The 14,132-nt window shown below is 46.9% G+C and carries 10 protein-coding genes and 1 pseudogene; 9 read left to right on the top strand and 2 right to left on the bottom strand.

Annotation, left to right across the window (positions count from 1 at the left end; all coding sequences use genetic code 11):
* From QUA77_RS20340 to QUA77_RS20310, 7 genes and pseudogenes are all read left to right on the top strand, one after another.
* Positions 1-144, top strand: a pseudogene (locus tag QUA77_RS20340) (photosystem II D2 protein (photosystem q(a) protein)); the annotation flags it as partial.
* Positions 145-1,046: 902 nt separating this feature from the next.
* Positions 1,047-1,328 carry a 4a-hydroxytetrahydrobiopterin dehydratase gene (locus QUA77_RS20335; protein WP_333040790.1) on the top strand — a complete coding sequence of 94 codons (282 nt, stop codon included), beginning with the start codon at positions 1,047-1,049 and terminating at the stop codon, positions 1,326-1,328.
* Between the two features lie 141 nt (positions 1,329-1,469).
* Positions 1,470-3,119, top strand: coding sequence for an HD domain-containing phosphohydrolase (locus QUA77_RS20330; RefSeq protein ID WP_333040792.1), 1,650 nt, complete (start codon positions 1,470-1,472; stop codon positions 3,117-3,119).
* A 292-nt stretch (positions 3,120-3,411) separates the two neighbouring features.
* A complete protein-coding gene (locus QUA77_RS20325; RefSeq protein ID WP_333452106.1) occupies positions 3,412-5,610 on the top strand; it encodes an iron uptake porin in 2,199 nt (732 codons plus the stop codon).
* Positions 5,611-6,006: 396 nt separating this feature from the next.
* Positions 6,007-6,447 carry an Rrf2 family transcriptional regulator gene (locus tag QUA77_RS20320; RefSeq protein WP_333040796.1) on the top strand — a complete coding sequence of 147 codons (441 nt, stop codon included), beginning with the start codon at positions 6,007-6,009 and terminating at the stop codon, positions 6,445-6,447.
* Positions 6,448-6,505: 58 nt separating this feature from the next.
* Positions 6,506-7,468: a cysteine synthase A gene (gene cysK, locus QUA77_RS20315; protein ID WP_333040798.1), complete on the top strand. Its 963-nt coding sequence runs from the start codon at positions 6,506-6,508 to the stop codon at positions 7,466-7,468.
* 448 nt (positions 7,469-7,916) lie between these two features.
* The gene (locus QUA77_RS20310; RefSeq protein ID WP_333040801.1) at positions 7,917-8,597 is read left to right on the top strand and encodes a J domain-containing protein; all 681 of its coding nucleotides are present in this window, start codon (positions 7,917-7,919) and stop codon (positions 8,595-8,597) included.
* A gap of 102 nt (positions 8,598-8,699) precedes the next feature.
* On the opposite strand, the gene QUA77_RS20305 is transcribed toward QUA77_RS20310, so the two are convergent.
* Positions 8,700-10,199: a cyclic nucleotide-binding domain-containing protein gene (locus tag QUA77_RS20305; protein WP_333452103.1), complete on the bottom strand. Its 1,500-nt coding sequence runs from the start codon at positions 10,197-10,199 to the stop codon at positions 8,700-8,702.
* Positions 10,200-10,613: 414 nt separating this feature from the next.
* Between QUA77_RS20305 and QUA77_RS20300 the strand changes: the two genes are divergently transcribed.
* Positions 10,614-11,486: a 6-carboxytetrahydropterin synthase gene (locus QUA77_RS20300; RefSeq protein ID WP_333452101.1), complete on the top strand. Its 873-nt coding sequence runs from the start codon at positions 10,614-10,616 to the stop codon at positions 11,484-11,486.
* A 157-nt stretch (positions 11,487-11,643) separates the two neighbouring features.
* Here the strand turns inward: QUA77_RS20300 and QUA77_RS20295 are convergent, their stop codons facing one another.
* Positions 11,644-11,769 carry a hypothetical protein gene (locus tag QUA77_RS20295; protein ID WP_333067264.1) on the bottom strand — a complete coding sequence of 42 codons (126 nt, stop codon included), beginning with the start codon at positions 11,767-11,769 and terminating at the stop codon, positions 11,644-11,646.
* Between the two features lie 31 nt (positions 11,770-11,800).
* Between QUA77_RS20295 and QUA77_RS20290 the strand changes: the two genes are divergently transcribed.
* Positions 11,801-13,987, top strand: coding sequence for a tetratricopeptide repeat protein (locus QUA77_RS20290; RefSeq protein WP_333452099.1), 2,187 nt, complete (start codon positions 11,801-11,803; stop codon positions 13,985-13,987).
* Positions 13,988-14,132: the final 145 nt, after the last annotated feature.

Genomic DNA, 14,132 nt, shown 5'->3' with positions numbered 1-14,132 from the left:
GCTGAAGATCCTGAGTTTGAAACGTTCTACACTAAGAACATTCTGCTTAACGAAGGCATTCGTGCTTGGATGGCTCCGACAGACCAACCCCACGAAAACTTCATCTTCCCTGAAGAAGTTCTGCCTCGCGGTAACGCTCTGTAATCAGCGCGAAATATCAAAATTTCCAACATTTTAAAAGGGTAAGATAAAGCAGTTTAGGCTTTACCCTTAATGCTTAAAAAGCTCCCGCCACCAGGCAGGAGCTTTTTGTTTCCAGGATTCGATCAAATTAGCGCCCTAAAAAAAGTTGATTTTGTACAAAAACCAACTCTGCCTGCGGCTAGAACAACTTGTGTCTTTATATGTGGTGAAGTCTCTTATCTGGCAAGAAATTGATCGACCTTTCCCCGCCGCCAGAGTTGCCATGCGCCTAATAACCGTACAGCCCGGATTCTGAAGAAAATATAAACAAATGGCGGAAACTGCGATCGCCCGATTGCTGTAGAGATCGATCAAAGACCTTCCAGCAGCAGTAATTTGCCATCATCTTACAAAAATCTCCCTTTGCATCCCCCCACTTCTAATTCCTTGTGTTATTCTAATAATTGTGAATACTAGAACGATACTCAGAACGCAAGTTCTTCTGGTAACGCTGGCAATGGCTAGCGCACAAATCATCACCTTAAATCTTGTATTTAGGTGATGTGCGTTCCAATATTAAGCCATTTAGCTAAACCTGGAGGTGATGCCCATGATAGAAAGTAGTAAACGCATGGGTCATCAGATTGGAAACTACCGGCTGTGCGCCGGGGCCGCTCGCTAGCAGTCAGCCGTCGTCTCCAACGGGAAACGACTTCCACGGGGAACCAGGCTGAGCTAGGGATTCTCCCGGCAGTCAGGTTCTAATCTGAAGACCCGCTAGACCGCTCTCACCTCAAATAGTGTTAAATCTTAAGTATTAAAACTTGAGACTAAACACTATTGGTGAGAGCGGATAGTTTTTGGTAAGGGTTTCTAAACCTGGGCAGTTAATCTGCCATTGCTAATCCCAAAGAAAAAAAATTATGGCTGAGCTAATTAACAATACTGAAATTCAAGAGCGCGCCAGTCAATTGTCAGGCTGGACGGTTGAAGGTAAACAACTGCGGTGTACCCGTTTATTTAAAGATTTTATCGAAGCGATCGCCTTTGTGAATAAGTTGGTCGCCCCCTCAGAAGCCGCAGCACATCACCCTGATATAGAAATTTCCTACAACAAAGTTACACTTAACTTGACAACTCACGATGCCGGAGGCTTAACTGAGAAAGACTTTGCGCTAGCGCAAGAGATTTCTACGCTCGACTAAAAGAGTGCCCGTTGGCCCAACAAAAGTCCCCGCTAGAGAAAAGCTCGCAAATAAAAAATCGACTTGGGGTTAAAATCGGGTGTGAAAAAGTCGAGAGGCCCAACGTTCAATGTATAAAAGGCTATTCCCCATCATCCGACCATGATCGTATTTGAAAAGCCAGAGTTCAGGAACGAGTCTGCAGCAGAAAAAACCGATCTTATAGAAAAGCTTTTAGATATTGGCGCGGCTCTGTCGAGTGCCCAAGATTTGGGCGACTTGTTAAACTTAATTTTATCCAAAAGTAGGGAAATTACATACAGCGATGCTGGCAGCGTTTACTTAGTAGATCACAGCGACGACAAATCTAAGCTGCTGTTCAAGGTAGCCCAAAATGCTTCTAAACCGAAACTGTCGTTTAAAGAGTTTGCCCTGCCACTGACAGACAAAAGCTTGGCGGGATACGTGGCAATTACAGGTCTAAGTTTGAACCTGTCTGATGCCTACGACTTACCCCCGGGCGTACCCTATCGGCTAGATACCAGTTTTGACAGGGATATTGATTACCGCACTTGCTCGGTAATGGTACTGCCGATGCAAAACCGACAGGGGGAGACAATCGGTGTACTGCAACTGATCAACCGCAAAACAAAGGCAGATACGGTGCTGACAGCAGAGAATGCCTGGGAATCGACGCAGCAGTATTCGGAGTGGGAAGAAAGGATAGTTCGATCGCTCGCTTCTCAAGCAGCAATCTCGATCGAGCGCAATCAACTCCAAGACAGCATAGAACATTTGTTCGAGGGCTTCGTCAAAGCCTCGGTGCAAGTCATAGAAGCCAGAGACCCCTGTACCTACGGCCATTCAGAACGAGTAGCAGCCCTCACAGTACGCCTCTCAGAAGAAGTAAACACCGTCAGCAGCGGACGACTGCGCTCTATTTACTTTAATAACCGCCAAATTCAAGAAATTCGCTACGCCGCCTTGCTGCACGATTTTGGCAAAATCGGAGTCCCCGAAGCAGTTTTGACCAAACAGAAAAAGCTCTACCCCGCACAGCTAGAAATCATTCGCCACCGCTTTGGCTTAGCTCTGCGGACGATGGAAATGGAATGCGTCCAGTCTAAATATAAATACTTGCTGGAGCATTCAGCCTACCGAAAACACCCGATTCAGGAGCCAGACTGCGCTCAATGCCAGGAAATCGAACAGCTAGACACTAAGCTAGCAGAGGCGAAAACCAGATTAGCAGAATACTGGGAAGTGCTGCTAGAGGCAAACGAGCCTCACATTTTGGCAGCAGAACCCCTAGCTCAACTGCGAGAGATTGCTCGACAAACTTATAGAGATATAGATGGGGCAAGGAAACCCCTACTGAACCCAGACGAGATCCTGCAATTGATGGTGTCGAGGGGCAACCTGACGCCGGAAGAACGATCTGAAATAGAATCTCATGTAACTCACACTTACGAGTTTCTCAAACAAATTCCTTGGACAAAGGATTTAAAAAATGTTCCAGACATTGCCTACGGACATCACGAAAAACTCGACGGCACAGGCTATCCGCGAGGTCTAAACAAGTCAGAAATTCCAATTCAAGCACAATTGATGACGATCGCGGATATTTACGACGCCCTGACAGCAGGCGATCGCCCCTACAAGCGAGCTCTGCGAACAGAGGCAGCGATGAAAATTTTGCGGCAAGAAGCAGCTCACAATAAAATCAACGCCGATTTGTTAGAACTGTTCGATTACCGCCAAGTCTTTAGCGTCCTGGGACATAGCTTGAGTGTTAAAGTCGAATCAGCCTAGACGAGTCGGGCGTGCTGTGCTAAAAAGTAAATAGGCAATCAGGCGCTATCAAGTCTCAGCAGTCAAATCAATTCACAGCCCAAGCCCGGTCTGGTTTTGAGGCAGTTGAGTACAGGTTGAAAAACAGGCTCTCTGCAGCCGTCAGTGACATCTATATACTCGGTCAGCCCAAAAGAATCAAAAGAAAAAGTGAATTTTAGGTCTCTTTTTAGAGTATGCTAGTTGAGCAACGACTGACCACATAGAAGACTAGAAAAGTTTCTCTGTAATCGGTGTGAGGATGAGAGTGAATATGTCGAAATTTTTGTGGAGTTACTTACTAATCAGCCCAGCAGTCTTAGGAGCTACCCTAGTAGTTTCTTCGAGCGCGATGGCAGCAGACGCTCAGCAGGCTGCTGATGCGGTCAATCCCGCTGTCGCAAAAGCTGAAACCGCTGAAACCTCCGAAGCGAAACTAAATGCTTTAGCTGCTGTTTCCGAAACAACCGCAGCCTCCGAGCCAGTAGAAGAAATTTCCCAAGTCGCTGGCAGCGAAACCCACGCAGCGATTGAAGATTTGGCTACGCCTGCAACTGAAAGTGCGATCGTGGGAGCCAACACAGCCCCTGCTGAGGCAGAGCCCCAAGCGGCATCACAACCTACAAGTGAATCTTTAGCCGCAGTTGAGCCAACAGTCGCTCAACCAGTAGAAAATTCGGCCCCGGCAGCCCAACTAGAAATTCCAGCCCCGGCAGCTACCGCTCTCCCAGAGCAAATCGGTGCAGTTCAATTAGAAACTCCAGCCCCGGCAGTGGCAGAGTCGGCAGAACAAAGTTTGCCACAACCGGCTGAATCTTTAGCCCAAACTGCCGCACCACAAGAGCAAAACCCAGCCGCCACATTAGAACAGCTCAACCAGTACACTACCGAAGGTACGGCCGGCAGCGAAACTGAAGGTCAAGTTACCTCAGTTTCCCAACTTTCCGACGTGCGGCCTACAGACTGGGCCTTCCAAGCACTGCAATCCCTAGTCGAGCGCTACGGCTGTATTGCTGGTTATCCCGACGGCACCTTCCGCGGCAACCGGGCAATGACCCGCTACGAATTCGCAGCCGGTTTAAATGCTTGCTTAGACAAGGTGAGCGAGCTAATTAGAGGCGGCACTGGCAACTTCGCTACGAGAGATGACTTGGCAGCCCTCCAACGGCTCCAAGAAGAATTTGCAGCGGAACTGGCAACCCTGCGCGGTCGCGTCGATGCTTTGGAAGCTCGGACAGCCGAACTCGAAGCCAACCAATTCTCCACCACTACCAAGCTGACTGGGGAAGCTATTTTCGCCCTCAGCGACGACTTCAGTAGCGACGTTAGCGTTTTTGGCAGAGACGGCGAAAGAATCGGCAGCAACAATAACGAAGCTGTCTTCCAACAGCGGGTGCGTCTCAATTTAAATACGAGCTTCACCGGCAGAGACTTGCTGCTGACCAGGCTTCAAGTCGGCAACGGTCAAAGATTTAACCTTGGGGCTACCAGCGAAGGCACTCAAACTTGGAATTATGTCGGCAGAACCGACAATGTTGTTGCCCTCGACACCTTGCTGTACAAGTTCCCCGTCGGTCAGCGACTGAACGTTAGCCTGATAGCCAACGCTGGCGTTTGGGACGACATTATGCCGACTGTCAACCCTTACTTTGAAGACTTTGACGGCGGCAACGGGTCATTGAGCACCTTTGGACAGCGGAACCCGATTTATCGCTTGGGCGGTGGGTCAGGTATCGGCTTTGACTATGCCTTCGGTGGCAGGGGCTTGCTGGGCGGCGTGTTCGGCCCCACTTCTCTGTCCTTCGGTTATTTGGCGTCAACAGCAGCCAGTCCCGCTAGGGGTGCAGGCTTGTTGAACGGCGACTACGCGGCGATGGGTCAGTTGACTTTTACCCCCGGACGCAACTTGCAAGTTGCTTTCAACTACAACCACGGTTACTTTAGCAGAGGCAACTTTGGGTTTGACAATGGTTTAGCGAATGGGCCAGACAGTCTCGGCGGTTTCACCGGTACGGGCGTGGCTAATTCTCTCAACGGTTTGAGCGAGGGTTTTGAGGGCTTCGGCGCTCGAAAAGTTGTCAGCAACTCCTACGGTGCTCAGGCTTCGTTGCGACTGAGCCCGAGGTTTATCCTTGGCGGCTGGGCTGGTTTAACTAATGCCCGCATTATCGGCATCGGCGATGCAAAAATCTGGAACTACGCTGTCACCTTGGCTTTGCCCGATTTAGGGAAAGAAGGTAACTTGCTAGGGCTGGTGGTAGGTCGTGAGCCTTACTTGGATAAACTTGAAGCTTCGAGGAGTTTGCGGAGCTTCCGCAACGATGATTCCTATCACGTTGAAGGTTTCTACAAGTTTCAGCTCTCGGACAACATTTCTGTTACTCCGGGCGTGATTTGGGTGACAAATCCTAATCAAGATGACCGTAATGATGACATCATCATTGGTACTCTGAGAACTACTTTCACGTTCTAAGAGCGGGTTAGAGGAGGCAGGGAGGTTATAACCTCTCTGCTGGCCACTCTAAAGGCCAAGTTTAGCCCTGCCTAGCGCAGGGCTTTTTTGTTTGCGGGAGGAAGGGGGCGCCAAGAATATATTAAAAATTAAAAATTATCAGTCACAGAGGCAGACAACCAGTTTCTTGAGGTAAGACAACAGTGGTGGAAGCGGAGGGAGCCAAAACGAGAAACTGGGTTTGTTGGGTTCAGATTGCCGATCGTTCCAAGGATGAAGTGATGAAAGTCGCTCAAGTTCAGTGGAAAACCGGGGTATAATAAAAGGTAAAGTTAGGAGTTAGAATTTGGAACTCAACATTGATGAGAATTTTAACATCTGACTTCAGAGTAGATAATTCTGATATTTGAAGCAATTATGGTAGAACTCTCCTGTAAAAGCGAATACGCAATCTTAGCTTTGCTGGAGCTTGCCGATTGCTACGAGGAAGGCGAGCCTCTGCAAATTCGCCAGATAGCGGCTCAGCAAAATATTCCCGATCGATATTTAGAGCAGTTGCTGGCTACCATGAGACGCTGCGGGCTGATTCGCAGCCAGCGAGGAGCTAAGGGAGGTTATATCTTGGCGAGGGAACCGTGGAAAATTACACTGCTAGAAATTATCAACTGTCTCGAAGGCTCAGAGTTTGATCGATCTGAAAAAGACTCGCCTGCTCAAACTGTAGAAAGTGCGGTGATTTGGGAAGTTTGGCAAGAAGCTCGATCGATTGCCAACTCAGTTTTGCACAAATACACGCTACAGGATCTGTGCGAAAAGCGTAATGGCAGACGGCAGCTCGATATCATGTATTACATCTAGTTAAAATATTGCCAACTAGGAATTAACATTTACTTTCAACCACAAACTGACAAAGATTATGCGTATTGCTGGCGACATTACAGAATTGGTAGGGCGGACGCCCTTGGTGCAACTCAACCGCATTCCCCAAGCTGAAGGCTGCTTGGCTCGGATTGTGGTAAAACTCGAAGGCATGAATCCGGCAGCATCGGTGAAAGACCGCATCGGTGTCAATATGGTCAATCAAGCAGAGGCCGAAGGGCTGATTAGTCCAGGCAAAACAGTTTTAGTGGAACCGACTTCTGGCAATACCGGAATTGCTCTAGCAATGGTGGCGGCAGCTAAGGGCTACCAGTTGATTTTGACCATGCCGGATACGATGAGCACCGAACGCCGATCGATGCTGCGAGCTTACGGGGCCCAACTAGAACTGACTCCCGGAATTGAGGGCATGAGTGGCTGCATCCGCCGCGCTCAAGAGATTGTGGACACAACTCCCAATGCGTATATGTTGCAGCAGTTTCGGAATCCAGCGAACCCCCAGGTTCACCGTTCGACAACCGCTGAGGAAATTTGGGAAGATACAGACGGGGAGGTGGATTTCCTGATTTCGGGAGTCGGCACTGGCGGTACGATTACGGGTGTCGCAGAGGTGATTAAGTCGCGGAAACCCGAGTTTAAGGCGATCGCCGTTGAGCCGGCCAATAGTCAGATACTGTCGGGCGGAAAGCCAGGGCCTCACAAAATTCAAGGTATCGGTGCTGGTTTTGTGCCGCCGGTGCTGAATGTGGATTCGATCGACGAAATTATAGTTGTTACGGATGACGAGGCGATCGCCTATGGCCGCCGCTTAGCTAGAGAAGAAGGACTTTTGTCCGGTATTTCCAGCGGTGCGGCACTATGTGCGGCGGTGAAAGTCGGCAAGCGTCCCGAAAATGCAGGGAAATTGATTGTGATGATTCAGCCTAGCTTCGGCGAACGTTATCTCAGCACTCCCTTGTTCCAAGATCCAGAACTCAATCTGGCGATGGCCCTCAACTAGGCTAGCCTCCGGCCCAAGTTGCCGAAATAGAGAGCAGGGCGTAGACTGTACGCTCTGCTTGGCTTTTTAGTAGATTAAAGAATGGCGATAGATTGTAGGTCCCTCGATCGCGAATGATGCCGAATTTCTGAAGGCGCTTGTTTTTAAACCGCTTTCGGCGTGTTAGCGAAGCGGGCGCTGAGCGCTCTTGTGGTGAAGGAAGAGAAAAGAAAAGAAGGAGCTAACTGTTGGCGAGAGCAGCGCTATAGGAGTCCCGAATGTCGATCGGCTCACCACTTCCAAAGCTTCAATGTTTTTCTAAAATAGATTTATGATAAGTTGAAAACTGAAGTTTTTTACTGACAATTTTTGACATTTATATCAGATAAATACTTAAAAAATTAGCAAAAAATGATATTTTTGTCAAGCAATTTTTCACATATTATCCAGATTTCAAGGAAATAACAGCGTGTCTTCCGTTATCAATCACTACAAAACCCTAAAGATTAGCCCAACCGCAACACAAGCCGAGATTAAACAAGCATACCGCCGTTTAGTCAAATTATTTCATCCAGACAGCCGCAGCGACACAGCGGGTCACGAAGAAATTGTCCGCCTCAATGCAGCCTATGAAATATTAGGAGACGCTCAGCGCAGACAATCTTACGATCGCCAACTTTCCGAGCAAACCGAACAGCAATCACCAGTCGCACCAAACGTCAGCCGCCAGCAAACACAAACAGCACGGGACGCGGATGAACTAATGGAACAGTGGCTGATTAAAGTATACAAACCCGTCAATAAAATGCTCAACAGCATCTTGAAGCCCCTTAAAAAGGAAATAGACGAGTTGTCCGCAGATCCGTTTGATGACGAACTGATAGAAAAGTTTCAACTTTATATCGAAACCAGCCGCGAGTTTCTCAAAAAAGCTCATAACTTTTTTACATCGATGCCCAATCCATCTAATGTAGCCGGAGTTGCGGCTCATCTCTACTACTGTATCAATCAAGTCGGAGACGGAATAGAAGAATTGCAGCTATTTACCCTCAATTATGACGATCGCCACTTGCACACCGGTCAAGAACTGTTTAGAATTGCCGCTAGACTGCGGCGGGAAGCGCAAGATGAATTAAAAATTAAAAGTTAAAAAAGCAGATTGTTCCCTCTTCCCTCTTCCTTCTTCCTTCTTCCTGACATCCGTTACATCCGTTACATCCGTCGAGCGAATCCGTTGCCGAACTTCCCTCTTTCAAATCCCAAAAAGAACTTGAATTCGCTTGCGAATTTTAATAAAAGGAGTTTGTTCCAGAGAGTCGCCATCTAACAATCCCAAATCTCTCAAAGCTTGCTGGCGTTCCGACAATTTTTGAGCAATCTGATCGGCTAAATTAGGTTGTTCTCTTAAAAGTTTTTGTAAATCGTGACGTTCCACCACAAACAAAATTGCATCTTCGCTAGTTTTAACAGTCGCCGTTCTCGGAGTACCCAACAGCAAAGATATTTCCCCAAAAAACTCGCCCTCGTGAAGCGTAGCAATATACTGACCGGCTTTTTGAGAAAGAACTTCTACAGTACCTGAAAGAATAATATAAAAAGAATCGCCAGGGTCATTTTCCTTACATACCACCTGTCCCGCTGGAAACAGTTGTCGGTAGCCGTATTCAATTAACTGCCGCAGTTCTAAATCCGTACACTGTTCAAAATAAGTTACCCGCCGCAACAAATCTCGCAGCGTCCAATTATTGGGGGATTTAGGCGCTGGATTTTTAGGTTCAGAAACGGTGGAATTAGATTTTAACTCTGCTGAATGTTTGGCATTCTGCGGAAAAACTTTTCCGTTGGAATTATCGTCTTTGTTATTGTGAAAAAGTTGAGTTAACTCTTGCGGGTTTCGCAGCCACAAATCCCGCTGGGGAAAGGGGATTTCTATATTTCGGTGGCGCAATTCGTAATCTATTAAAAAATTTACCGCGCTTTTAATAGCATCACTTTCCTGCGGCTGGTCAATCCAAACTAAAAGTTCAAAATTTAAAGCGTTATCTCCAAAACCGTGAAACCATACTTTAGGAGAAGGATGGGACAAGACATTCGATTCCATCCGCGCCGCAATTAACAGCGCTTCCGTAACTATTACTGGGTCTGATCCGTAAGCAACACCGACGGGGATGTGGAGGCGACATCTGGGGTCTCTGTAACTCCAGTTAATAATGTTAGTTTCGACAAACTTAATATTTGGTATGATTACAAATAAACCGTCAATTGTTTTAATAATTGTAGAGCGGATAGAAATAGTTTCTACTGTTCCTAATAACTTGTCTATTTCAATAAAGTCTCCGACTCTAATTTGGTGTTCAAATAGCAGGGTGAGACCGCTGATAAAGTTGCTGGCGAGATTTTGCAAGCCGAAGCCGAAACCAATGCCAACAACCCCAGCTAAGACGGTGAGAGAAGTGAGGTTGATGCCGGAACCTTGCAGGACGAATATACAGCCAATACTGGCTAAAATATAGCTAATGATCGTAGAAATTGCTTCTCGACTGCCGCGATCCAATCCCATCCGAACTAGCAGGCTGCGCTTGATTCCTTCACTGATAATTTTAGCTATAATCAAGGCAAATATAGCTAAGATTATCAGTTTGACGATCGCACTGATGGACAGATGAGTGTCCCCGATATAAAATAGCGGGGTTGTCATCGCACCCGATAAATGGTCAAAAAAGCGATCGGCTCGTGCAGTAATCGAATTCATTAATATTGGGTAATGGGTAATTGGTGATTAGTTTTGAGCGCAACTGAACTGCCAACGGCTAACTATTGCAGAGCTTAGGCGAAAAACTCGAACTCTGGAGTGTCGTGTGTGGCAAAAAAGTCGATTCCCTTGGGAATAGCTCAGCTTCACCCACTCTCTCAAAGACTCGTAACTGATGGGTTAGTAACTGATGGCGAGAAACTGTTTGGTAGCGGTATTTTCTGCCGGATATCTGTGTTGTGGCGTAAAAGGGGCCCTGCTGCTTGATCGAGCGACTTGTGGCCAATATTTGGAAAATTGGTAGAAATTCATTTGCAGCACCCTCAAATAATCGAAAAATTCCAGCAAAAATTAGTTTATCCTTAAGAAGTAAGTCCTTTACAGAACTTAACAAGCTTACCCTACTTGACTTTTATGCAGTGCATCATCAATCGTCGGGCACAGTTTTCGGCGAGTCACCGGTACTGGCTGCCGGAGTTAAGCGAAGCCGAGAACTTTGAGCGGTTTGGCCCAACTGCCCGCGCACCGGGACACGGACACAATTACGTCCTTTACGTTTCCATGATAGGCGAACTCGACGAGTACGGCATGGTGCTCAACCTGTCTGATGTCAAGCACGTCATCAAGCGGGAAGTTATCAAGGATCTCGATTTTTCCTACCTTAACGAAGCGTGGCCGGAATTTGAGCAGACTCTGCCAACTACCGAAAACATAGCACGGCAAATTTGGCTGCGGCTAGCCCCTCATTTGCCTGTGAGCAAAATTCAATTATTTGAACATCCCGAACTTTGGGCTGAATATTTAGGAAACGGAATGGAAGCTTATCTAACTTTGTCCACTCATTTTAGCGCCGCCCATCGGTTGGCTCGTCCCGATTTGAGCTTTGAAGAAAATTCGGAGATTTACGGCAAATGTGCTCGGCCCAACGGTCACGGTCACAACTATCATTTAGAGGTGACGGTTAAAGGGGAAATTGATGCGCGGACTGGCATGATTGCTGATTTGGGAGCTTTGCAAAAAGCCGTTGATGATTATGTTGTTGAACCGTTCGATCACACTTTTTTAAATAAGGATATTGCTTATTTTGAGAACGTTGTGCCGACTGCGGAGAATATTGCGGTTCGGATCGGGCAATTGTTGCTTGCGCCCGTTCGGGAATTGGGCGCAGAGTTGCACAAGATTAAGCTGATTGAAAGTCCGAATAATAGCTGTGAAATTTTTGGCGCTGATTTAGAAGAAGTGGCGGTTGAACATCAGCAGCCGGAAGCGATTTTAGCTAGGGTTTAGAGTTAAAAATCGGTCGGTTGGGGCGGGTTCACCCGGATAGTTGGCTAATTGTGCAGATTGGTGAAGCCACCCCTACCAGCCTAATGATGATTCCCAGAGTTATCCAACCGCATGAGGCGGGAGAATATATTCTTTCATCAAAGTTACACAGCCAGAATTACTGGCAGTTTTCCTGAAAAGTCAGACTCCGCGCGTATTTTGGAGATAGTAAGTCAGCATTCCTCATGTCAGCTATTCTAACTGCTGAGACGATGAGGTCGATCGCCCGATCGCTGACAACCAAGCACTAATTTCTCCTAAATGAGTTGACGTTTATGCGCGTCTCTAATCTAGCTCTCTTGACTCTGGCTGCCCTCGCATCCCACAATTTAACTGCTAATACTAGCGCCAATCCTGCTGCAAATCCTATTTCTCCTGAGACACCGCAGGCTAGCAACTTTGTTGATGCGGTAAATAATACTGAATCGCGTCCGGCTGAGTCAATTAGCGAGCCTGAGACGATCGCCCACGAACAATTTTCTCCAAATACTACCGTATCCCGTCGGGCTGAGTCAATTAGCGAGCCTGAGACGATCGCCCACGAACAATTTTCCCCCAATACTACTGTATCCCGTCGGGCTGAGTCAATTAGCGAGCCTGAGACGATCGCCAACGAACAATTTTCCCCGCGAATTGCTGTTAAATCGCCGACTGGTTTGCTGGTAGCGGCCGCTCAACCCGATTTATCTGCTAGTGCAAAAACCAAGGCGAATACTCCTGCTGCATCCGGCGATGAACTAACAAAATCTTTACAAGAAACCTGGCTGGCTAAATTAATCGAAACTGGGGTTGAGACCAATCCTCAAGTTCGCGAGGCTTTCGCTTTTATCTCCCCGTCTAGTGGCAGTTCTGAATCTGGATACGGTTTTAATAGTACCATAACTTTGCTCAATATTTTACTAATTCTTGGTACTGTATTTCCACCAGTGACAATTGCCTTTTTTTGGATGATGCGACGGCTGATAATCAAACATTTGGTTGCTGATGCCAATAAACGATTGCAAGGCATTGGTGTATTGGAATCAGAACTCATAAATTCTAGCCAACTGACTCAAAAGTTGAGAAATGAGTTAGAAGCGCAAATGAATGCAGCTAAACAATCTATTGATTTTTTAACTAGAGAAACTGAACTTTCCAAATCTTCCGTCGAGCAAATTGAGACTCTCAAATCTCAATTTATCATGCACCTGCAAGTTTTGCGGACAGAAGTTGACGAGAAAAAATCTCAAATTGTTCAAGAAATTTCCCAAGTTCCCGCAGTTGTTGCCAAAGAATCTCTCAAAATCGCACCTCAACCGCCATTAAACACTTCCCAAAATTCGCAAACTGCACCTGCTAGCAACGAAAATTTGATTGCTGACGATTATATCAAGCAAGCCGAAGGGCTTTATTTTCAAGGCAATTATGATGAGGCATTAGTCTGCTTGGAAAAAGCTATTTTAGCTAATAATAATTTGGATGAGGCTTGGTATTGGCGCGGAAATGTGTTAATAAAATTGCAGCGCCCGGAAGAAGCACTCGCCTGTTACGACCAAGCAATATCTATTAAACCGGATAACTACGAATTGTGGTATAATAAAGCGCATTTGCTAGGCAAATTGCACAGGTACGAAGAGGCGATCGCCTGTTACGAGCGAGCAAGTTCGAGCGAATCTCGAAAATACGGTTGTTGGCACAGTATAGCGGCTTTGTTGGGTCAATTGCAGCATTACGAAGAAGCGATCGCCAGTTACGATCGGGCCCTCGCTATCAAAGCAACCGACAGCGAAATTTGGCACAACCGAGGTGCGATGCTGGGCAAAATACAGCAGTACGCAGCAGCAGTTGATTCTTACGATCGCGCTCTTGAACTCAATTCCAAGAGATATGAAACTTGGTACAATCGAGGCAATATGCTGTGGAGACTGCTGCGCTACAGCGATGCTATTGATTCTTACGATCGGGCGATCGGCATCCGGCCCGAAAAATACGAAGTTTGGTACAATAGAGCCGCTGTGCTCGGAAAAATGCAGCGATATCAAGAATCGATCGAATCCTACGACAAAGCAATAGCCCTTAAACCGGAGGATTTTGAAGTGTGGCACAACCGAGGCGTAGCTTTCGACAAACTGTCGCAGCACGAAGCAGCAATTGCCTCTTACGAATCAGCAATTACCCTTAATTCGGAGTGTTACGAAGCTTGGTTTGGTAAAGGTGAATCTTTAGCCAAATTGCAGCGCCATGAAGAAGCGATCGCAGCTTATGAGAAAGCGATTGCTATTAAGCCCGACTCCTACGATGCTTGGCGTCATGTGGGGATAGTCTTGTCTGAATTAAAGCGGTATGAGGAAGCAATGGCAGCTTACGATCGAGCTATTGCCATCAAACCAGAAAATGCCGAAGCTTGGCGCGATCGAGGCGCAATTGTATCAGAATTAAAGCAGGATACAGACAAAATTGACTCCGCCGGAAAAGAGACTTAAACTCAGTCAAAATCCGCTTCTTCAAAATTCATAAGTGTCAGAGAATCGGGAGGCAAGCTCTAGTTGTCAGTTGGCAATGGATGAGAATGTGTTGCCTATAAATCGAGCTAAAATTTTGCAATCACACTCAAATTCAACTGTATTA

This window comes from Microcoleus sp. K5-D4 (genome assembly GCF_036704575.1).
GTDB lineage: Bacteria > Cyanobacteriota > Cyanobacteriia > Cyanobacteriales > Microcoleaceae > Microcoleus.
Note: the sequence above shows the minus strand (reverse complement) of the source record. Positions and strands in the feature narration are given on the sequence as shown.